Source organism: Betaproteobacteria bacterium, from assembly GCA_016720925.1.
Classification (GTDB): domain Bacteria; phylum Pseudomonadota; class Gammaproteobacteria; order Burkholderiales; family Usitatibacteraceae; genus UKL13-2.
Window position 1 is genome coordinate 1 of the sequence record JADKJR010000030.1, and the last position, 21,203, is coordinate 21,203.

Sequence of the window (21,203 nt, forward strand, 5' to 3'; positions counted from 1 at the left end):
CGGTGCCGATGTTTTTTGAGTATGAGCGGTTACACTCAGGTACGCTCACTGGCTATGATGATCTTGCAGAACTGGTTGCCGCTTGTCTCCCTGCAGATGCTGCTCTAAACGTCCAGCCAGCTTCATTCCCTACTGCGCCGCAATCGGCACTTATCACATTCGCGGGTAGGCTAGATCTGTTATATGTTGGCTCTAGCGATCAGGCCGATGTATCCGGGCTGAAATGGTTCTTGGACAACGTTTTTATTCCGAAACTGGCCCCCATTGGGCTAACGATGGTGGTCGCGGGCAACATCAGGGATGCAAATGACTGGTCGAGCATGCCAAATGTGGTATTTGTGGGCAAATTACAGTATTTGGCACCACTGTATGCGGCAACCCAAGATATGTATTCTTCCTGTCGTCGAATGTGCCGACAGTCCAATCAACACCATTGAAGCAATTGCTTATGGCAAGCCCGTTATCGGACTACTCAGGCAACCAAGGGGCTGCCAAGCGAATTATCACACATGTGATTGCGAAAGACGAAGAAGATCTCTTCGCCAAAGCAATTTTGGATCTTGTTGCCCTCCCGGCAGCACGTCTTGCCATATCCAGAAAACTTCGTAAGGCCCTCGCAGCAATGCAATCAACATGGACCTACAATAAAGCGTTGGATAATGCATTTGCAGCATCAGCGAAGATAAACCCGCTATGCCAACTCTCGGAAAGTACTACGGACAAATCAAACGTAATGGCCGAAGCAGATTTAATTGAGTGGACCCCAGAAATACAGATCGCTAACAAACTACTTAAGAGTTGGTTAGTGCCGGGGAACAATCGCGCTCGAGCGAGGCAGAGCGGGCAAATTGAAACGCTGCGACCAACCTCTGCCATATGTAAACATGTTGTTGCCGCGCTATCTACCGCGCAGCATTACGGGCCGCTTTCACTTATACCCAATCGAGTCAAGAAATACCTAGTTTCGAATCCCGATTTCGCAACTGAAACTCTATTAAAAGCAACAGGAATGGAACCTGTAGAAATACGATACTCCGATAAACACTTGAAAACTCAGTTGATGTTGCACGGCGGCGCCAAGAACGCACTGCAAATTCAGCTACAGTCCATTAGTCTGGAAGTTGCTGCGCATCCAATATATACAGTGACGTATGCTTAGAGTGTTGCGCCCAAGTCAGACAAAGCGAAGCGGGAGCGTAATAGAAATGTCGTTCGATTTGGTGGTGAACAAATCGCTTCCCTATCTTCAGTTATTCGACTTGGACGTGCGCATAGAACCAGACTCTCAATGGCAACTCGCAAGAGTGGTACTTAGTGAAAACTTCGCCATTGAGGCCATCTGTCTTGCCTACGATGCAAAACAATATTTCCATAGCATCGAAGCAGATTCAAGTGGGAGAACGTTCGTATGGACGGCGGCACCAAAAGTAGCCTTTGCATTGCCTGTATGGCGCGGGATGGCCAAGAAACTCCTACTCGAATTTCTTTCTATTAGGCAGAATCAGCTTACCGACGTATCCGTGGTGGTGGGGGAAACAGTAACTGAATTTCAATGTTCAACAGAAGCTGATGCCTCCGGATTTCTGAATATCCCATTGAAACCGGCTTTAGCAGAATGCGTGGCCGCAATCCAACTAACGACCGGGCACTTTGCTCTAGCGTCAAGTACGGACAATCGACTAATAGGCATTGCGATACGAGCTTTACTGTATCCAGCGATTTATTCAGGGATGATGAAGAGGAAACGTTGCTGTTGCCTCCACTAGCAAGCGCAATACAAATCGATCAAGCTCGCACAATGACATCCGATTCATTTTTTTCACAACTAAAAAGACTTTTCAGGGCGTATAAATGAAGATACTGATCGCGGTCGACAATATATTTAACGCAGTAGGCGGAGGCCAGCGATTCTTTTCAGGAATGATCAAGCAGCATCCGGAATATCAATACTTTTACTTCACTACAGAGAAGAATGTTCCGAGCGATTCGATTCCGCAAAATGCGACACCTATCTTTCTAGAAAGCTATTACCGCACGAATGAATCCATGCTTGATCTTGAACAGTGGCGAGGGAATAAGGAAATTGTCTCTGATCGGGAAGAAATACGACATCGCTTATTTAATGGACATGGCTTCATCGCTTCGAGAATATCGGGAATTCGACATTATTGAAATTCCTGATTACTTGCCATTGCGGCGTTGCTCCCCGAGATATTGCGGTATCACCAGATAAACTTTGCAAAAGTTATTCTGTCAATGCACGAACTCTCTATGGGCCTGCAAGACAACTGGGTAAATTTCGAAGATATGGGCGCACTGAGGCCTACGAGGTACTTGCGTATCGTAGCGCCGATATACGATATGGCATCGGCAAGCAGTATGTGAGGAATTGGGAAACGGAACAAAATCTAAATGCTCTGCTCATCAATCCGCTAAGCGGATATAGTCGGCAGATAGAGGGAAAGGAAAACAAGAAAAAGAAAAACACAACCAAAACTGAGGATCCAGTCGTTCCCAGCCTATGTTTTGTTGGTAGGCAGGAAAAATGGAAAGGGCCAGACCTGTTTCTTGAGCTTTGTCCAGACTACCCAGGAATATTTTTGACAAGGTATTGATGTGGGGACCCGCCGTTAAGCTTGGCAATGTAGATTCGTCCGTAGTGCTAATGGAACATGCCACGAATAGAAATCTACACATCCACTCCGAAATCATTCCACCCGCAGAATTTCTGAGCCGGCTTGATCGTGACCCAGTTGTAATCTGTCTGCCGTCCCGCAAAGACACATTTAATTTAGTGGCTCTGGAGGCGCTGCTTTCAGGTTGCCCGGCAATTGTGAGCACGAAATGTGGCGCATGTGACTTCCTGGATGAAGTCTATCCCGGTTTGCCTTATGTCAAGATTGACCCGAACAATATTTTAGGTTCTTACGATAGCGTCGTTGACCTCTTAGAAAATTACTCTGAACGCAAGATTGAGTTAATCCGTTATTTGACGAAGGTGACGCCCAAGAATTGGGGAAGCTCTCTGGCGGAAGTTTATGGTCAGAGTAGCACGTCAGATGCGCAAGCAGTCGACGCCCTTGCGTCATCGTTTGGGGAATATAGAAAAGCGATAAACAACTTTTTCCACGCGTAGCTGAGAATCTCAAAGTAGCGACCGTGCGAAAATTCAGCGAAGAATTTCCGTCAATAGAGCGCACTGTTGGCGCCGCAGCAGCCGCTCAGATATCCACTTCAGCAAAACTCAGACAACTAACGGAAGCCGTCTCGGTTCAGGACGGAGTCCGGACGCTCGCTTCCATCATAGACAAAGAGCGCAAATTCCTTTCGAGTTGTGCTTTCTCGGGCGACCGCGTTCGTTACTACACGCGCTGTTAGCCGATGCCGAAATGGCTCGCGGCAATGAACTTCTCTATGCAACATACCGGATTCGAATTATGCGGCTCACTGGCCGCATCAATAGTGAAAAACTAGCGGAAATTCAAGCAATTTTGGTCCGCAATAATTTTGTGGAGGAAGCAAAGGTAGCAGCCCTGCTTTTTCTGGGAAGTAACGATGACATGTACCATTACTTGCTGGGGCGAAAGCGGAATTTTTCGCTCGTTCTGCCGATTGAAAATTCCGAAATAGTGGATTTTCGCCGGGTAAAACCCGCGAAGGTTTCGATAATTGTCTCTGTTTACAATGGCGCTGACAAGATTGACACATTCTTGTCAGGTCTCGAGCGATTCACAGAGCGTTCCAAAGCGATTTCCGAGATAGTCTTTGTCGATAGTAATTCACCAGACAACACGCGTGAGGTTCTGCTTGCGCGACTCCAACAGGCAAAGCAAAGGGGAATTGACGCCCTCTATGTAAGAACATCTAAGCGCGAAACAATACAACGCGCATGGAATCGCGGGATTGGTATATCAAACGGGCATTATCTGGCATTCCTTGGCGTTGACGAGATGAAACGCCCCGATGCTATACGAAGTTCTGGCCGACTATCTTGATGCGCATCCAGGCATAGATTGGATACAAGGCTCAGCAGTAGTAACTGAAGTCAATGAGCGCGGCTCATACGTCCGAGACGTCATGGCATACGATCGCAGCTTCGACTTCCAAGAGATGCACTATCTTGAATGTTGCTACATCAGTTACGTTGGTGCCCTTTACAGGAAATCTATCCACGACAAGGTTGGTTTTGTACGATGACAGTTTTCGGGCTGCTGGGGACACTGAGTTCAAGAATAGGGGCTTTGCCATTTATCAATGTGCATTCGTTACCAATGACCCTGGGCACATTTCTAAACTATCCGGAAGAGCGCACTACACAGAGTCCGACCGCAGAACTTGAAGACATTCTAGCCTGGTACCTTTTCCGATCAGAAGGCGGATTGCGTTATGCCTTCGGCGATGGTCGATCCAGCATCACGAAACTAGTGCTAGCGTCGCTGGACTATAAGAAGAGTTACATGACCATGCGTTGTACAGATGTCGATTTGGCAAACGCGGCTGTAGAGTACTTAGTCTAAATTTGACGATGATCAATTCAAGTTGGTTGAACACTTACTGCCAGGCATTAAGCACCTGCAAATTGCCTACCGTAGGTATGATCAACTCACCACTCTTTCCCAGCCACCGGTAACGAGTTTGATGCAGATTCTTAGTTCGTTTGAACATTCTTGGTTTGACATTACGAAGGCTCGTAACCTTCACCAAACTTTCGCGCTGCCAGTGATGTATACGATAACTAACGATAACCGTTGGCATCAACATCACCTGCTGTGGGATAGCACCTCGAAGACATTAGTATTGGACGACCCAATTGACATTGCAGATATGGCAGGCTGCCGCGATTTAGCAGATGTGTTTAGTTCCTGCAATTCCGATTCGGATTTTGTGAATATTTGTAATGCCTGGCGTGCAGGCAAGACTTCCCAAATCGGCAAACTGGTCTCTGAAAAGTCATTGGATATGTTTATACCCGTGCCACCAAATACGCGAGCAAATCAGATTGATAGTTTAGAGAACGACTTAATTCCGCGGCTTTCTTGTGGAGGAACATATTCAGTGGCGCTTTCCAGCAGAGGGTTAGAGGCCAGGGGACAGGTGTCGGCACCGCGAACTTATTTTGCTGGAATGCTAAAGAATGAAAAGCCGCTGTTAGCTGCCACAAAGGTTGTGGTGTTTCCATGGTTTGATGAGCAGTTGGCATCGTTGGCCGCGAATCGGGCGCTTCAATGTGTGGTCTCCGGGAAAGTCTGCGTTCTGACGAACGTGGTAGCGCGAGTATTGCAGAGTTCGCTTGGGGACCTAATCCTTCCCAATGCCATTTTGGTTTCGGATATGCCTACGCTGGTTTCTCGTGTACAAGAATTGGTTCAGTCACGTGATCTGAAGCCAACTCTCGATGGATTTGGCGACGCAGCGCGATTACATCGTTGGTTCATTCGGTAACGAAGGTAAAGTTGTGCCGCCCAAATCAACAGCAGTCAATGGCAACGTTGAATGGTCTAGTGAAATAGCCTCCTTAAATCGAATAATACGCGCTGCGCTTGAAGGCAATATCGAGGCATTAATCAACTTTAGACAAGCAACACCTTCGGCGCTTTCGGAACAGTTGAATTTTTTGCTCTCAGCAATTCTGGTTGGGAAAAAGCGCCCCAATTCTTGATACAGACCAACAGCTAAAAGACAGTCTGCTGAATTTTTGATGCTCATGCCGCACTCCTGCTAGACGCATGACGATAGCCAGAGAAATCGGTCGCATTGCATAGGGGCACGAGAGGAAATGTCAGCTACTGAATAAGAAGCGTTTGGTAGTTCGAGTGGCTCAGAGTCGTACTGTTAGATTTCAGGAATACGGTAATGACGTTTTTGGTACCATTTTGCATCCAATGCATGTAACCCAATTACTCGAGAAGAATAACGACGAATTTGTAAGCGCGGCATACTTGGCATTGTTAAATCGCCAAGCCGATCCTGCGGGGGGTCAAAATTACCGGCGCATGATGTCTGAAGGCGCCAGCAAATTACAAATTCTTTATTCGATTTATGTTTCAACAGAATGTCGCCCTAGGGAAGTAAATATTATTGGATTGATGGATGCTTTTGCAGAATTAAGGAGGGGAGCGGAAGGCAACAATTCTCAGCCATTGATTAAGGAAAGTGGGAGAAATGCGTTATGTGTCGATGATTTACTTTTACAAGACGGCGATGATTTTATTGCTTCGGCGTACTTGCTGCTTTTAAGACGCCCTGTTGATCAAGTTGGATTAGATAACTACAGAGATAGGCTTAGCGGCGGCGCAAGCAAGACGCAAGTACTTTACGAACTCTCCCTGTCACCCGAATATATTGCGGTCGGTATCGATCCTATTGGTCTTGTTGAAGCGTTTTCAAAAGAAGGTCTGGGTTTGGTCGGCAGAGATTTTTTTTCTTCTTTTCAACGAGGCAGTATTGTTGCAACCAGCCTCGAAGAAATCCTGAAGCAACAAGGCGCCAATTTTGTTGAATCTGCTTACAGGACGCTGCTCAGGCGTCCGCCAGATGAAGCTGGATTTCAATATTATTTGACGAAGCTTATGAATGGTTGTTCGAAGCTACAAATTCTTGGCTAAATATCCAGCGTCGACGAGGCACTCGCCGTTGGCGCAAGTCTTCCTGGGTTGTTGAGCGCTCTATTGAGATTCAAATTGACACAGATCCCGGTACTGGGTGAGCTAATCACATTTTTCATAAGAGTGGAAGGCAATTCCAAGACTGAAATACGATTGCGTATCCTTGAACAACAGATATTTGCATTCGGCCAAGATATCGATGCACGAATAAACAATGTAAAAACTTCAAGAACGAAATTTTGATCGACCAGAGACTTTAACCTAACGTCCGGCTGCTCAAGATCATGACTGGCGCACGGGATGAATCCACTCAAAATGCAGCGAGTGTAAGTCACCCGCCAGCAAAGAACGTCTCAGCGGCGGCGTAAGTCTCCGGTAAGCCAATATCTATAAACCGACGGCCGGACTGAATGGCAGCAACGGCACCACGTCGCACCAACGCCGGAAACACCGTATGCTCCAGCGACACATACCCATTCACTTGGTTCCATTCGCCAAAGGTATCCCGTGTTGCCGCATAGATACCGGCGTTGATCAAGCCTGGCTCGGTACGGACTGTTTTCTCGGCAAAGCCAGTTACCCGCAATCCATCGCATGCGACAGTGCCGAAACGTGCCGCATTATCGACCCGAAACAAGGTCATGGCCAGGTTGGAACTTCTCCAGTCCAACAATTCCACTAGCGCCTCTAACTCAGCGTCGACAAACGAGTCTCCGTTCAGGATAAAGAACGGCCCCGCAATGTCGAATCTGCGCATGGCCTGAAACACTGCACCGCCTGTACCAAGGGGTTCGATTTCGGGGCTGTAGGCAATCGACAGGTCGCTAAAGCTTGCACCGTAATGCGTTTCTACCTTGGCAGCTAGATGACCTGTCGCCAATACCACGCGCGAAACAAGTTTCGACTGGCTCAGGTAGCTCAGCACATAATCCAAGAAGGGACGCCCACCGACCGGCGCCAGCGGCTTGGGCACGTCGCTGACCACCGAGACCAACCGAGTTCCCCTGCCGCCGCACAGCACGATCGCGTCCATCGAATCGCAGTTGTCAAAGGTTGCCGTACACCGAATTGCGGATCATCGTGTATCCCTTGACGAGTTCCTGGATACCGAAATCGAGCGAATAAGCCTGCTTGAATCCAGCAGCCTCGATCTTGGCATTCGATACGACATAATTGCGCTGGTCCGGATCTTTACCGACCTGCGCCTCTTGAAAGACGAAGTTCGGCACATGCTGCTGGATCGCTTCGCACAATTCCCACTTCGACACATTTGCGTCGGAGAGGCCAACGTTGTAGATTTGCCCTTTCATCGCGCCAAAATTATTGATGGCATGCAGAAACACTCGCGTCACGTCACGTACGTGGACGTAATTACGTTTGAAGTGGCTCTCGAATAACACCACGAAGCGGTCCACCACGGCGCGATAGGTGAAGTCATTCACCAATAAATCCGTCCGCATGCGCGGCGACATGCCGAACACCTTGGCCAAGCGAAACTGACGGCATTGGCGTGTTGCATCAGCTCCTTTTCTATGGCTACCTTCTCAATCGCGTACTGTGATATCGGTCGCAGGGCGACTCTTCGGTGCAGAAATTGTTTTCGTCGCCGGTGCCGTACGCGCTGTTGGTGGTCGGCATGAGTACCCACTGATTCGGACTTAGGAGCTTAAGCATCAGTTCAATGGCGTCATGGTTGGTGGTCGTTGCGCCGATCGGATCGCGCGAGCAGAGTGGCGCACCCACCAGAGCAGCCAGCGGGATAATGATATCGGCCTTGGCCATCACCGGCTTCATCACCTCTTCAATCCGGATATCGCCGCGCACCACTTGAAAGTTCGGGGAGTGGCAGCAATGAGCCAGACTGTTCTGCTTGAACATGAAGTTATCCAGCACCGTTACCTCGTGCCCCGCCGCCAAGAGTTCCGGCACCATCGTCGAGCCCAAATACCCCGCGCCGCCCGTGACAAGAATGTTGTAAGTCATCTCAAATTTCTCCCCTCAAATGAAAATCAAACTGCAAGCACTGACTCAACCTGCTCGCACATAAAGTGATAAAGCACGACGTGCATTTCCTGGATGCGCGGCGTCTCGCGGCTCGGCACATCCAGCAACACGTCACAAAGTGGCGCCATCTTGCCCCCCCCCGCGCCCGTCAGGCCAATGGTCTTCATGCCCATTTCCCGAGCGGCGGCCAACGCACGCAATACATTCGGCGAATTGCCGCTCGTCGAAATCCCCCAAAGCACGCCGCCCGCGTGCCCATGGGCTTCGACTTGCCGGGAAAAGACCGTTTCGTAGGTGTAATCATTGCTCCATGCCGTCAACACAGACGTATTCACGGAAAGGGCCAATACGTTATAGGCAGGCCGTTCGCGCAGAAATCGGCCCACCAATTCGCCTGAAATGTGCATCGCATCGCTCGCCGATCCGCCGTTGCCACACACCAGCACCGGGTTACGTACCTTGAGCGCCCCAGTGAGAATGCTTATGGCGGACTCAATACGCGCTGGCAATGATCCCTCGTTCAGCTGCGCGATCAATCGGGCAGATTCGCTTACCCTGTGTGAAAATAAATCCTTCATTCGAAACTTTCCTTAACTAACGCCAAACAGGATTTTAAGGCACGTAGTACGCTCGGGTCCCCTGCATTTGCAACAACCTTCACTACAAATTGAGGTGAAGCGAGCGCTTCCGACTCCGCCCGGTAACGGGGACCATGGCCGTCAACACTGCAAAGCCTTGCCGTAGCCCGGAGCGCTTCCCGGCCTGCAAATCGGCCGCATTGTCGCCGATGATGAGGGAACTGGGCAGATCGCCGTTAAGCATTTCTGCTGCCGCCTGCAACATGCCCGGATTGGGTTTACGCATAGGATGATCGGGATGTCGATAGACCCCAAACCTTCCGGATGATGCGGGGTCGCCAACACCGCATCGACCACAGCGCCGCGGCTATCCAGCCAGTCCAGAATGTACTCATTCACTGCAGCAAATTCTTCCCAACTGTAAAAGTTGCGACCGATACCGGCCTTGATTGGTCACCATTGCCACGCGCCAACCCGCCTCCCGAGCTACTACCACGGTTTCCGCAGCCCCATCGATAAAGCGGATGTTCTCAATCCGGTGCAGGTAGCCAACCTCATCGACCACCACCCCGTCCCGGTCCAAAAATAGGAGTGGTCGTAGTTCGTTAGTCGCAGCTGTTGTCCGCAGTTGGCGCCAAACATGGTCACTACCAACAATCGATGACGGATTCGGCATTGTGTCTATCATGAGTAAATGATCGTCGACCCTTGGGTATCTAGGCCGATATTAATCACCCTGGTCGGTGCAATCGCCTCGATGAAGGCATCGCGACAATCCGGCGGCACTAGCATCAGCAAGAACCCGCCGCCCCCTGCGCCACACAGTTTTCCGCCCAGCGCCCCGAGGCGCGTGGCCTTATCGTAGAGCGTGTCGATTGCCGGCGTACTGACATGCGGAGAAAGCGAACGCTTGAGCATCCAGGAATCGTGCAGCATTCGTCCCAGCTTTTCCAGCATGGGTTCAGGCTGGCCGGAGCCCAGAACCTCGGACGCCTCATCCACCAGATCGAGCATGCTGTCGAGTTGCTTGTTGATCTCGCCAGAACGGGTTCGTGCCAATTGAGACGACACCACTTTGGACGCATGCCGGGCCACACCGGTATGAACCAGCAACAGCGACTGCATCAGGAAATTTAGGCACTCGCCGCGCATCATCATCGGTGTGATGCGGTAGTTCTTGCCATCGAAATCGAAGCGGTTAATGCCGCCAAATGAGGCATGCAACTGGTCCTGAACCCCCACGTTTTCCTGGATAAGTTCCGTTCCAGATGGATCTCCCTCAAAGCCAGGTCAAGTTTGGTGACTTTTCTTCTTTCAAAGTGTGCGATTAAGTTTAACAAGCCCACAGCGAATGTCGAAGAACTACCCAAGCCGGAACTGGCCGGCATATCGGACATCACGCTCAAATCCATCGCCCGCACAATCCGGTAGTGTTCAAAGGCCGCCTTGACTGCCTGTGTTGGATGTCGTCCACGCAACTTACATGCTCGACCTGCGAATAAGCAATGCGGTAATGGTAGGCCTGAATCCCCGAGAGTTTGAGTGCGGCGATGTAGGAGTACTTGTCGATCGCCAAACCAACCACAGCGCCACGGCGATGCTTGAAATAATCCGGATAATCGGTACTGCCCCCGAAGAGGCTGACACGCATCGGCGTGCGGGAGATGAGCATCATCGCCGTGGCACTCCTCAGTACGCCTTGGCGTCTTCCAAACCAGGTGATAGTGCGGCGCAAGCCTCGTCGAGGGTATCGGTACGAAGTCTGGCGCCAGGCTTTTCATCTTCGCCACAACCAGGCATTTCGACTTGGCACCGACGTATTTGGACTCATCGTACTGAATCAAGGATGAATCGTAGCCAACTGTTTTGCAGATCGATTCGGCGAACTGCCGAATGGTGAATTCTCTCCGGCGCCAATATTGATCAGGTCGTTGTCCGACGACGCAACTAGTCGCAACATCAATTGGACGAAATCGTCGACATAGACCAATTCACGCCTCTGATAGCCATTGCCCCATAGCACCACAGGCTCTCCAAAGTGATTGCCACGAATAATTTTGCGAATCAGGTCAAAAACGAAGTGCATCTGTCGGCCATCCGTGTGATATCCAGGCCCATACAGCGTCGAAGGCACCGAGACATAAATAATTGAGGCCATACTGTTTCGCCAGTGCCCATGGCGCCTACATACGGAAATGCGCTTGGTCATGCCGTAAGTGAACAGACTTTCGATGGGAATACCGTCGAGGTAGTTTTCCTCAACTAGAGTCTTATCGGGCGCGTAGGAGCAACTTGTTCCCATAAATACCAGCTTGGCTTGTGGCTGTGCCTGTTGCCACCAAGCCAACACGTTCGTGTTGATCTGCTGGTTGATGATCCACTTGTTCACCCGGATGGCGCAGGCAGAAATCGCCCGCCTGAGTCCACGCGGCGAGATGGAAAATGGGGTCATAGCGTGTATTGGCGAACGGATGGAGTGTACCTTGGCGCGTCAAATCAAAATTGCGACTATTGAGTTTGACAAGATGGTGCTCTGCGTCTTCAAGCGTCCGACACAACGCCGTACCCAAATAGCCGGTTGCCCGGTCACCAGAATTTCCTTCACGCGTCATCCTTCGGGTCAACCAAGCGAACTCCACGCCCATGTCGATCAAGCGCTGATTATTGGCCAGAATCTCTTTCTTGAAATTCCACGCCAACACGTAATACACATCCGGTGGCACCAGTTTGTCGTCTTCCATCACTACTGGGATATGCATGCCGGGCGAGATCAGGCCGTCACGCAAAGCGTTCTTTTCCACAAGAAACTCGAGGTAATCTGTTCCGACCCCAAAGTAACTGAGCAGCGTATTTCCCTTCACGGGGGCGCCCATCCCGTAAATGCGTTTCCCTTCGACCTTTTTTTTCTGCTTGAGGTAGGCGAGGTTTTCCCGTTTCATCACCTCGATGCGCTGGGCAAACTCCAGATACGTTGAAAGCTCGTTGGCTCCGGTACGATCCTCTTCAGCGCGCAGCGCTTCCAGGCGTTCGGAGGTTGGGCGGGACCTCGATGCGCCACATAGGCAATCATCGAGCCGCCATGAATCGGTGCCAGATAAGCATCGAAGGATTCCAGTCCATGCCGGTTAAGCAAAACTTCGATCGTTCGTAAATTGTAATACAGGAGGTGCTCGTGATAGATCTGGTCGAAGGCAAGGTTTTCGATAATCCGCTTCATGTACAGAAACTGGACGATGAACACACCATCTTCAGCCAGCGCGTTCTTGATGCCGTCTGCGGCAGAGTGCAGTTCTTCGAGATGGAAGAACACTCCGGCCGCGTTGATGAGTTCAAATTTGCGTCCAAGTTCGGCCACCAGTGCAGCATTGAAATAGCGATTGAGCGTCGGTACGCCGCCGTCATTGGCCATCACAGCTGTCTTCTTGGAAGACTCCACGCCCAAGACTTCGCAGCCGTGGCGCTGGAAATGTTTGAGTTGAGTGCCATCGTTGGAGCCCACATCAAGGACCGCGACGGTCCTCTTGTCCCGGTCGGGAAAAAAGCGAGACAGGCTTTCGTCGGCGATCCCTTTGAAATGGGCGCTATGATTTGGTCACACCTGACAGGTAGGTATGGTTTCCGAACATAATCCTCTTTGGGGACGGTGTAATCGAGGTTGGGCGGTATGACACTGTCTACAAAAGTACACGCGCAACGGATAGAACGGTTCTTTGCCCACCTGCTCTGGTTTGAGAAAATCGTTGCACCAAGGTTGAAGTCCGAGGTCGATACAGTGAGTTAATTCCCGCGAATCACATACGCGGCAGGCCATTTCCATCCTTATTGAGTCCTTTAATTTTTGATGTTGATGAGTATCGAATCAAAATAATCGCTTGCGAACTCTTCCATTGTTCGCAACGATATCGCTAATTCTAGAAAAAGTGATCGCGAGGAGGGTCGGCCAATTCAGACTGGATACCGTCTTACCTGCCAAGGTCACACAATCTCAAGATGAACTCCGAATACCTGAGCAAGAATTCTGTGCCGAAAAGTCGGCCTCCCTGATTGTCCAACATAAATTGAACGAAGAACGACGCGAGACTCAAACTATATACGACAGCAGTGAACAATTCCGCTTATCTTAAGACAGTATCCCCGGCATGAGAAGTCTCATTGAAAGCCTGTCCACCACAGCTTCGCGCCAGCCATGAATAACTTTCTCCAGCAGGTTGGCGATGGTGGATTTGCCCGAACCGGAGAGACCGGTGAACCAGACGCATCTGGCTTTCTGGTGCTTTTGCGCGGCGCGGGCCGCCTTGTTGATTTCCAGCGCCTGCCAGTGGATGTTTGCCGCCCGGCGCAGCGCGAATTCGATCATGCCCGCGCCGACAGTCTCATAGCTGAGTTTTTCGATCAGGATAAAGCCGACTAATATGCAGCTCTGCGCATAGAGCTCATAGGCCACTTTCTGGCTGAGCGAGATATTCACCATGGCGATCTCGTTCAGCGCCAGCGTCTTGGCCGCCAGATGGGCGCCGCTGGTGATGTCTTCGCAGTACTTGATCTCGCTGACCGTCGCCGTGACTTCCTTGTTGTGCAGCTTCAGCAGATAGGGCCGCCCGCGCAGCAGTGGCTGCCCGGACATCCACAGCAGCCGGCATGCAAACTGGTCGGCCACTTCCAGCTGGGGGAGCCTTGACCAATGGGGTTTGAGTCTGAACGGGTTGCGTCATGCCAACGGGGTATGAGCCTGAACCGGTAGCGGGCGTCGATCATGATACGAGGCATGGTGACCGATATTAACGACCAACAATTGGCGACGCTGGCTCAAGCGCAAGCTTTTCTCGACGTAACAGCAGCAGTTGATTTAACGGTTGCTCCCGGTGAGCGTTACAACTTCATCGCCCGGACCGTGCGAGCAAAATAGTCAATGAGCAAACTTTCATCAATGACTAACAGTACCACAGCCAGCGTATCAGGCTAATTCGCGTTTCCCATAGGCACAACACTCAATTCCCCACTGGCGCAGGCACTGAATAACCGTGCAGTGTCAACAAGGCATGTTGCCTTGCTTCGCGCAAATCGGTCTCAACCATTTCCGCGCACATCCCCTCCACCGTGATTTCAGGAACCCAGCCGAGCTTGGATCTGGCTTTTGACGTGTCACCCAGCAACGCTTGGACCTCTGCTGGCCGAAAGTACCGCTTGTCGACGGCGACGATGACATCGCCAACTTTCAGCGCTGGCGCATTATCGCCTTCGATTGCCGCAACGATGCCCGTTTCCCCGATTCCGTGTCCTTCGAACCTCAACGTGACGCCAAGCTCACGGGCGGCCATGCTCACGAAATCACGAACTGAATGTTGTATGCCGGTCGCGATCACAAAATCGTCGGGCGAATCCTGTTGCAGCATCATCCACTGCATGCGCACGTAGTCCTTGGCGTGGCCCCAATCGCGCAGCGCATTCATGTTCCCCATGTACAGGCACTTTTCGAGGCCTTGCGAAATGTTCGCCAGGCCGCGTGTGATCTTGCGCGTAACGAAAGTCTCGCCACGCCGTGGCGACTCATGATTGAACAGGATGCCGTTGCAGGCATATATGCCATAGGCCTCGCGATAATTTACCGTGGTCCAACGAGCAAATAACTTCGCGATGGCGTACGGGCTGCGCGGCAAACTATGAAACCCAAGCACTGGCGCGCCTTTCACGGCTTTTTTGCCCCAAACACCTCACCAAATGGCGATCTACGTTTTTTGGGAAGCCGTAAGTGGGCCTTCGAGCGAGAAAACGGCTATCGCAAATTTGTCGTATCGTAAAACTTCCACTTCGGCAAATGCCCCCGTTTCAAAGCGCGAGTCTGATGATTAACAGCAAGTGTAGCCGGATGGAATGAAATGCAATTCGCGGCCGTCTTTTCATTTGAGTCGGATCCCGGATTACGCTGCGCTTCATCCGGGCTACGGAACTGGGAACTGCCGCAATCAGGCGCTCCTTTGGTCAACGCCAACCACTTCACAATCTCCGCCGCACACGCCTCCGCATCGGTGGTGCCCGCTTGCAGATGTATTTCCGGCGCGTCCGGTACTTCGTAGGCGCTGTCGATGCCGGTGAAATTCTTCAGCTCGCCCCGCCGCGCCTTGGCGTAGAGGCCTTTCGAATCGCGGCGCTCGCAGATCTCCAGCGGCGCATCGACGAATACTTCGATGAATTCGCCTTCGGCAAACAGGTCCCGCGCCATTTTTCGCTCGGCGCTGAACGGCGAAATGAAGGACGCCAGCACGATCAGGCCCGCATCCACCATCAACCGCGCGACCTCCGCCACGCGGCGGACATTTTCCACGCGGTCGGCCTCGGTGAATCCCAGGTCGCGGTTGAGGCCGTGGCGGACGTTGTCGCCATCGAGCAGGTAGGTGTGCTTGCCGGCGGCGTGCAGGCGCTTTTCCAGCACGTTGGCGATGGTGGATTTGCCGGAACCGGACAGGCCGGTAAACCATATGCAACGTGCGGTCTGGTGCTTCGCGGCGGCGCGCGCCTGCCGGTTTATTTCCAGCGCCTGCCAGTGGATGTTGGCGGCGCGGCGCAGGGCAAATTCGATCATCCCCATGCCCACGGTCTCGCGCGTGAGCTTGTCGACGAGGATGAAGCCGCCCAGCGCGCGGCTCTGCGCATAGGGCTCGAAGGTCACGTTCTGGCTGAGGGAAAGGTTCACCATCGCGATATCGTTCAACGCCAGCGTCTTTGCCGCGAGGTGCGCACCGCTCGCGATGTCTTCGCGGTATTTGATTTCGGTCACCGTCGCGGTGACGTCCTTGTTGTGCAGCGTCAGCAGATACGGCCGGCCGGGCAACAGCGGGTGCGCGGACATCCACAGCAGCCGCGCTTCAAACTGGTCAGCCACTTCCGGCGGCGCGTCGGCGGCGGCGATGACATCGCCGCGCATCACATCGACGGCTTCGGTCAGTGTCAGCGTGACCGACTTCCCTGCGTCCGCGCGCGGCACATTACCGCCCGCAGCCACGATTTCTTTCACCTGCGCAAGCACGCCAGAAGGCAGTACGCGAACCCGATCACCGGGACGCACCTCGCCGTCCGCGATACTGCCATGAATGCCGCCGTTATTCTGGTCGGCGCGATTCACGCTTTGCACCGGCATACGCAGGGGCCGGTGCGTGTCACCGTTGGTTGTCTCGACGTTGTTCAGGTAATCGATCAAGGTTGGCCCGCGATACCAGTGAATGCGCGCGCTGGGGGACGCGACGTTGTCACCATTGAGCGCCGAGAGCGGGATGGTTTGAATCGACGCAAAACCCAGGCCCGCGCAATATTCCCGATACCTGGAGTCAATGCGCTCAAATAGCGGCTGATTGAATTCGATCAGGTCCATTTTGTTGATGGCCAACACCAGGTGCCGCACGCCCATCATCGCCGCGACGCGCGTGTGCCTCAGCGTTTGCGCAAGCACGCCCTTGTGCGCGTCGATGAGGATGACTGCGAGTCCGGCGGTCGAGGCGCCGGTCGCCATGTTGCGGGTGTACTGCTCGTGGCCGGGCGTGTCGGCGACGATGAATGTCCGTTTGCCGGTGCTGAAGTAGCGGTAGGTGACATCGATGTCGATGGCGAGGCCTGGCGGATTGATCGCGTCGCCCTCGGCGCTGAGTCGCGCCGATTCTTGTTCCAGCGCCGCCAACTCGTCGTCGGCAATACGTTTCGCTTCGTGCAACAAACGGCCGACAAGCGTCGATTTCCCGACACCCTCGCTGCCACAGGTGAGGAGGCGCAGCACGTTCTTGTCTTGCTGCGCAATACGCATTGCGGTGGGTCCGTCAAGCGTGGGGGTGACAAAGTTGGTCATCAAAAAAAATCGCCTTTCTGTTACTTCTTGCCTGCCGGGCCCGGTCGCGATACCGTTCGCTTAATCACCGTTCGCCCTGATCCTTCGAATCCCTCAGGACAGGGTACGCTCCGCGTATCGAAGGGTGATAGGGCTTCGATACCTCAGCCCGAACGGTGTATTCATTTACGGAAATCTCAATAAGCGAACAGCATTGGGCCAGGTGGGCAAAATCGATTTTCGTTGCTCAAAATTTGCAGCGAATGATGCGCTTCCCTGCGTTCATGCCGCCAACCGCGCCAGCCAATTCGCGGCATCCGTGATCGCAATCCCGTTTCGGGACTCTTCCTGCCGCAAGTTGTAAACAACCTGCACCGCCTCGGCATCGGAAAACTGCTCCGCAAAGCGTGTCAATGCCCGGTGCGGCTTGTTGTCGCCCAGCTTGCATTCGATCAACTGCGTCAGTTTGCCCGCATCGCTGAGCGCGAAGTCGATTTCGGCGCCATCCTTGGTGCGGATGTAATGAAGGCCGGCGTCGCGCCCTGCACTATCTTGCATGAAATGCGCCTGCTTCAACAGCATTCCCGCCACTGCATTTTCCAGTCGCACGCCCTGATCACCACGCACGAGTCCGGTGTCAAAAAAATACACCTTCGGCGTTTGCAGTATGGCGCGCCCGACGTTGCGGTGCCATGGATGCACCGTAAACACGATGAACAGCGCTTGCAAAATATCGAGGTGTCGCTTCAAGGTCGCGGGCGCAACAGCGAGATCGCGCGCGATCGAGGCCAACGACACCGGCGATCCGACGCGCTCGCGCAGCAGTTCGACAAACATCCGCATCGTATTGATCTCATGCAATCGCGAAAACTCCAAAATATCTTCACGAATGAGATCGTTGAAATATTGCGCCCGCCAGCGGTCGGCCTGGATTGAATCGGCGGCGAGGCAAGGCTCCGGAAAGCCACCGCGTTCCAGCAGATGATCGAGCGCGGTTGCGGGCTCGGCGCCCTGCTGCTCGCACCACTCGTGCACCGAAATCGGATGCAGGCGATACGAGAAATACCGCCCCGCCAACGAATCACCGGCCTGGCGAAACGTCTCCATGCGGGCGCTGCCCGTGACCATCAATGCCTGCCCCGCCGGGCGGCCATCGGCAACCCCTTTGAGCCATGCCTTCCAGTTCGGCATCTTGTGAATCTCATCCATCACCAGCAATCCGGCCCGTGGATTCCAGGATTGCCGCTGCAATACGGCACGATCCGCGAGGACGTCCCAATTCATATATTGGGCAGTCCCGAACGACAGCATTACCTGCCTGCTCAACGTGGTCTTTCCCACTTGGCGCGGCCCTGTCAGCACCACGATCTTGGATGCAAGATCGTTCAGGACCAGTTCGTCGAGATAGCGTTTCATGCGCCAAGTATACAATTATTGCAATATAGTCGCGACTATATGGAGTTTTACTTACATAAAGTCGCATTTATGGCGGGCAGCGGGATGAATGGTGGCACCCAGACTTCGCTGGCTGTCACAACCTGATGGAGACCGACAACTCTATGTCTGGCGGGCCTTTCCAACCATTTTCGCCTGGAAACCCCCGCCAAATGGCGATCTGCGTTATTTCGTGACCTGCACCACCGTCAGCACCGGATACGCCACCGAGAACACCACATTCAGGAACTTCTGCAGTTCAACCGCCGGCGCGTTCGTGACGTACAGCAAATCCTTGTTGTTGATTGCGAAGCTCTGCATGACGAAGAAGCTCGCCGGATTGCGCAAATCGATGCGGTAGATGACGGGGACCATGCCATCCGGCGTGCTCATCACCGGTTGCCTGGGCCACTTGAGGGCGTCCGCCGGCTCGAATCGGAAGATAAATACGCCCTTCGCGTCGGAGCGTGAATCCTGCAGGCCACCCGCGCGTGCCAGCGCCTGCGCCAGCGTGATGCCCTGCGCTTCAAAATTGATTTCTTCATTCTTGCCGGTCGCGCCGAGCGCGGTGAAGCTGAGCGGCTGGAACATCGCGGTGACGACGTCGCCGGCCTGCATGCGCACATTTTGCAGCGGGTCGCGGATGATGGTGTCCAGCGGCAGCGAATACACGTTCCTGCCGCGCGTGACCTGAATCGTTGTCTTGTTCACCGGTTGTTTCACGCCGTCGGCGGCGGCCAGCACATCGAGCAGGCGCTCGTTGCTGGGCGTGATGGGCACGCGGATGCTGTGCGTTACTTCACCGACCACCGTGACGCTCGATGAACTATTGCGCGTCAGGCGCACCAGTGCTTCCGGCTGGTTGGCTTTGCCGGTGAGACGCTTGACGACGTCCGCTTCGATGGCTTGCAGCGTTTTGCCCGCCGCCGGGATGCGCCCGGCAAAGGGCACGCTGATATAGCCTTCACTGTTCACGACTTGTTCCGGCAGCACGGTGGCGCGCACGCCGGAAACGGTGCCGCGCGCATCGAGGGTGCCGACGCCGAACAACGTCGCCGGCGGCGCTTCCCAGATGGAAACCTCCAGCACGTCGCCATTGCCGACCTTGTGCGTGACGCTGACCGCGTCGCCCAGCATTTCGGAGAACGAGTAAAGCTTGCGTTGCGCGAGCAGGCGGCGCGTCACTGCATCATCGACTTCGACGATCTGGATGGCATTCGCGGCCGCAGGCAACGCGGATTGCTCGACTTCCTTGGTGCTGGGTCCGCTGGTGGGAAGGTATGCGCAGCCGGACAAGGTGACCGCTGCCGCGGCGGCAGCGAACAGGATGATTGCAGGAAATCGAAAAGTCGGCGCCATATTCTCACTTGATCTGAATGGAAATTGGACAGGCGGGCGGAGTTCAACGCCTGTTTGCGTGCGAACGAGCAGCCTGTAGTGTAATAGAATCCAGCCATCGCGCCCACTCTTGCGCATCGGCAAATTAACGGCTGCATGCCGATTGCAACAGCCGCTACTTTCTCCGCGCCCGATTCCACGCCCGCCATCAAACCCGATTTCGCGCCCGCCACCAAAACACCCCCTCCACCTTGCCACCCTTCCTGATCGACATCACGCGCCTTATCTACCGGCGCCTCACGAACGCGCTGCCCACCGGGATCGACCGCGTTGGCATCGAGTACGTTCGTCATTACGGCGCGCAATCGAGAGCGGTGTTATGCCTCGGCCCATTCAGCGCCGTGCTTTCCAGGGCCGACTCGCAGGGGGCCTTTCGCGCCTTGCTCGCGCCGGAGGCGCCGATGACGCTGCTGGCCATCAGGCTGATCGTAACCGCATTCCTCACCTATTGGGTTCCACACGATTTGAAAGGCGCGTTCCTGTTCAACACCAGCCATACGGGTCTCGAAAATCGTTATTACGCCTGGCTGTTGCGGCGCATGGGCGCGCGCACGATCGTCATCGTTCACGACCTGATCCCCATTACCCATCCCGAGTATTGCCGCCCGGGCGAATACGCGGCGCACGCCAATCGCATGCGCTGCGCGGTAGCCGTGGGCGCCGGTATCGTGGCGAATTCCGCGCATACGCTGGCCGATCTGCAGGCGTTTTGCCGTGACAAGGGCCTCGCTTGTCCACCCGCCATTTCGGCCCTGCTCGCGCCGGGGTTACCGGCCATTCCCGCTGGCCCGCGGCCGATGGCCGCGCCATACTTTGTCATCGTCAGCACCATTGAGCCGCGCAAGAATCACTGGATGCTGTTGCATTTGTGGCGGCATCTTGTCGCGACGATGGGTACATCGGCGCCGTGCCTGGTGATCATCGGCAAGCGCGGCTGGGAATGCGAAAACGTCGTCGATCTGCTCGAGCGCTGCATCCCTTTGCGCGGCGTAGTGATCGAGAAATCGCAGTGCAGCGACGCGGAACTGATCACATATCTTCATCACGCCCGCGCGCTCCTGTTTCCCTCCTTTGCCGAAGGCTACGGGCTGCCGGTGACCGAGGCGCTCTCGCTCGGCGTGCCGGTCATCGCCAACGAGTTGCCGGTGTTTCGCGAGACCACCGATGGCGTGCCCGACTACGCCGACCCGCTCGACGGTAATCGCTGGGAAACCTTGATTCGCGACTATACGCAGCCCGATAGCCCGCTGCGCGCCGCGCAGATCGAGCGCATGACCCAATTCCGGCTAACGACGTGGCCGCAGCATTTCACGCAAGTTGAGGCGCTGCTGGCGAGCCTGGATGAGCGCGCCGCATCCGCCGTTACGCGGG

At 53.9% G+C, this 21,203-nt stretch carries 22 protein-coding genes and 3 pseudogenes; 10 read left to right on the forward strand and 15 right to left on the reverse strand.

Annotation, left to right across the window (positions count from 1 at the left end):
• Window positions 1-433 precede the first annotated feature (433 nt).
• The 7 genes from IPP88_22395 to IPP88_22425 all read left to right on the forward strand — a co-directional run bounded on the left by IPP88_22395 (window position 434) and on the right by IPP88_22425 (window position 5,442).
• A complete protein-coding gene (locus IPP88_22395; protein MBL0125305.1) occupies window positions 434-1,159 on the forward strand; it encodes a hypothetical protein in 726 nt (241 codons plus the stop codon).
• Between the two features lie 46 nt (window positions 1,160-1,205).
• Window positions 1,206-1,766 (forward strand): hypothetical protein, encoded by a 561-nt coding sequence (locus IPP88_22400; GenBank protein MBL0125306.1) that lies wholly within the window; start codon window positions 1,206-1,208, stop codon window positions 1,764-1,766.
• A gap of 85 nt (window positions 1,767-1,851) precedes the next feature.
• On the forward strand, window positions 1,852-2,172 hold the full coding sequence (locus tag IPP88_22405) for a hypothetical protein (GenBank protein ID MBL0125307.1): 321 nt from the start codon (window positions 1,852-1,854) through the stop codon (window positions 2,170-2,172).
• Window positions 2,169-2,615, forward strand: a complete 447-nt coding sequence (locus IPP88_22410) for a hypothetical protein (protein MBL0125308.1) — start codon at window positions 2,169-2,171, stop codon at window positions 2,613-2,615. The genes IPP88_22405 and IPP88_22410 overlap by 4 nt, the downstream gene beginning before the upstream one ends.
• Before the next feature lie 50 nt (window positions 2,616-2,665).
• On the forward strand, window positions 2,666-3,136 hold the full coding sequence (locus IPP88_22415; protein ID MBL0125309.1) for a hypothetical protein: 471 nt from the start codon (window positions 2,666-2,668) through the stop codon (window positions 3,134-3,136).
• Between the two features lie 253 nt (window positions 3,137-3,389).
• Window positions 3,390-3,995 carry a glycosyltransferase gene (locus IPP88_22420; protein ID MBL0125310.1) on the forward strand — a complete coding sequence of 202 codons (606 nt, stop codon included), beginning with the start codon at window positions 3,390-3,392 and terminating at the stop codon, window positions 3,993-3,995.
• 643 nt (window positions 3,996-4,638) lie between these two features.
• Window positions 4,639-5,442, forward strand: a complete 804-nt coding sequence (locus tag IPP88_22425) for a hypothetical protein (GenBank protein ID MBL0125311.1) — start codon at window positions 4,639-4,641, stop codon at window positions 5,440-5,442.
• Here the strand turns inward: IPP88_22425 and IPP88_22430 are convergent.
• On the reverse strand, window positions 5,419-5,706 hold the full coding sequence (locus IPP88_22430; protein ID MBL0125312.1) for a hypothetical protein: 288 nt from the start codon (window positions 5,704-5,706) through the stop codon (window positions 5,419-5,421). The genes IPP88_22425 and IPP88_22430 overlap by 24 nt on opposite strands.
• Before the next feature lie 176 nt (window positions 5,707-5,882).
• Here IPP88_22430 and IPP88_22435 point away from each other — a divergent pair, with 176 nt between their 5' ends.
• Window positions 5,883-6,605, forward strand: coding sequence for a DUF4214 domain-containing protein (locus IPP88_22435; GenBank protein ID MBL0125313.1), 723 nt, complete (start codon window positions 5,883-5,885; stop codon window positions 6,603-6,605).
• Window positions 6,606-6,936: 331 nt separating this feature from the next.
• Here the strand turns inward: IPP88_22435 and IPP88_22440 are convergent, their stop codons facing one another.
• The 10 genes and pseudogenes from IPP88_22440 to IPP88_22485 all read right to left on the reverse strand — a co-directional run bounded on the left by IPP88_22440 (window position 6,937) and on the right by IPP88_22485 (window position 13,811).
• Window positions 6,937-7,638, reverse strand: a complete 702-nt coding sequence (locus IPP88_22440) for an NTP transferase domain-containing protein (GenBank protein MBL0125314.1) — start codon at window positions 7,636-7,638, stop codon at window positions 6,937-6,939.
• Between the two features lie 13 nt (window positions 7,639-7,651).
• Window positions 7,652-8,588 (reverse strand): annotated as a pseudogene (locus tag IPP88_22445) (NAD-dependent epimerase/dehydratase family protein).
• Window positions 8,589-8,614: 26 nt separating this feature from the next.
• Window positions 8,615-9,187 (reverse strand): D-sedoheptulose 7-phosphate isomerase, encoded by a 573-nt coding sequence (gmhA, locus tag IPP88_22450; protein ID MBL0125315.1) that lies wholly within the window; start codon window positions 9,185-9,187, stop codon window positions 8,615-8,617.
• Window positions 9,188-9,269: 82 nt separating this feature from the next.
• Window positions 9,270-9,473, reverse strand: a complete 204-nt coding sequence (locus tag IPP88_22455) for an HAD hydrolase-like protein (protein MBL0125316.1) — start codon at window positions 9,471-9,473, stop codon at window positions 9,270-9,272.
• A gap of 398 nt (window positions 9,474-9,871) precedes the next feature.
• A complete protein-coding gene (locus IPP88_22460; GenBank protein ID MBL0125317.1) occupies window positions 9,872-10,345 on the reverse strand; it encodes a hypothetical protein in 474 nt (157 codons plus the stop codon).
• The gene (locus IPP88_22465) at window positions 10,342-10,584 is read right to left on the reverse strand and encodes a hypothetical protein (GenBank protein ID MBL0125318.1); all 243 of its coding nucleotides are present in this window, start codon (window positions 10,582-10,584) and stop codon (window positions 10,342-10,344) included. Before IPP88_22465 ends, IPP88_22460 begins: the two co-directional genes overlap by 4 nt.
• Window positions 10,585-10,589: 5 nt before the next feature.
• On the reverse strand, window positions 10,590-10,862 hold the full coding sequence (locus IPP88_22470; protein MBL0125319.1) for a hypothetical protein: 273 nt from the start codon (window positions 10,860-10,862) through the stop codon (window positions 10,590-10,592).
• A 24-nt stretch (window positions 10,863-10,886) separates the two neighbouring features.
• A pseudogene (locus IPP88_22475) lies at window positions 10,887-11,799 on the reverse strand (NAD-dependent epimerase/dehydratase family protein).
• An 18-nt stretch (window positions 11,800-11,817) separates the two neighbouring features.
• Window positions 11,818-12,998, reverse strand: a pseudogene (locus IPP88_22480) (class I SAM-dependent methyltransferase).
• A 309-nt stretch (window positions 12,999-13,307) separates the two neighbouring features.
• Window positions 13,308-13,811 carry an adenylyl-sulfate kinase gene (locus IPP88_22485; GenBank protein ID MBL0125320.1) on the reverse strand — a complete coding sequence of 168 codons (504 nt, stop codon included), beginning with the start codon at window positions 13,809-13,811 and terminating at the stop codon, window positions 13,308-13,310.
• Window positions 13,812-13,952: 141 nt separating this feature from the next.
• Here IPP88_22485 and IPP88_22490 point away from each other — a divergent pair, with 141 nt between their 5' ends.
• Entirely contained in the window at window positions 13,953-14,093 is a 141-nt protein-coding gene (locus IPP88_22490) for a hypothetical protein (protein ID MBL0125321.1), read from the forward strand.
• A gap of 82 nt (window positions 14,094-14,175) precedes the next feature.
• On the opposite strand, the gene IPP88_22495 is transcribed toward IPP88_22490, so the two are convergent.
• The 4 genes from IPP88_22495 to IPP88_22510 all read right to left on the reverse strand — a co-directional run bounded on the left by IPP88_22495 (window position 14,176) and on the right by IPP88_22510 (window position 19,793).
• Entirely contained in the window at window positions 14,176-14,877 is a 702-nt protein-coding gene (locus IPP88_22495) for a GDP-mannose 4,6-dehydratase (GenBank protein MBL0125322.1), read from the reverse strand.
• An 83-nt stretch (window positions 14,878-14,960) separates the two neighbouring features.
• Window positions 14,961-16,979 (reverse strand): adenylyl-sulfate kinase, encoded by a 2,019-nt coding sequence (cysC, locus tag IPP88_22500; protein ID MBL0125323.1) that lies wholly within the window; start codon window positions 16,977-16,979, stop codon window positions 14,961-14,963.
• A gap of 303 nt (window positions 16,980-17,282) precedes the next feature.
• Window positions 17,283-18,416 carry an ATP-binding protein gene (locus tag IPP88_22505; GenBank protein MBL0125324.1) on the reverse strand — a complete coding sequence of 378 codons (1,134 nt, stop codon included), beginning with the start codon at window positions 18,414-18,416 and terminating at the stop codon, window positions 17,283-17,285.
• Window positions 18,417-18,620: 204 nt separating this feature from the next.
• Window positions 18,621-19,793: a polysaccharide export protein gene (locus tag IPP88_22510; protein ID MBL0125325.1), complete on the reverse strand. Its 1,173-nt coding sequence runs from the start codon at window positions 19,791-19,793 to the stop codon at window positions 18,621-18,623.
• A 230-nt stretch (window positions 19,794-20,023) separates the two neighbouring features.
• Here IPP88_22510 and IPP88_22515 point away from each other — a divergent pair.
• The coding region (locus IPP88_22515; GenBank protein MBL0125326.1) for a glycosyltransferase family 4 protein at window positions 20,024-21,203 on the forward strand (1,180 nt) is incomplete at its 3' end.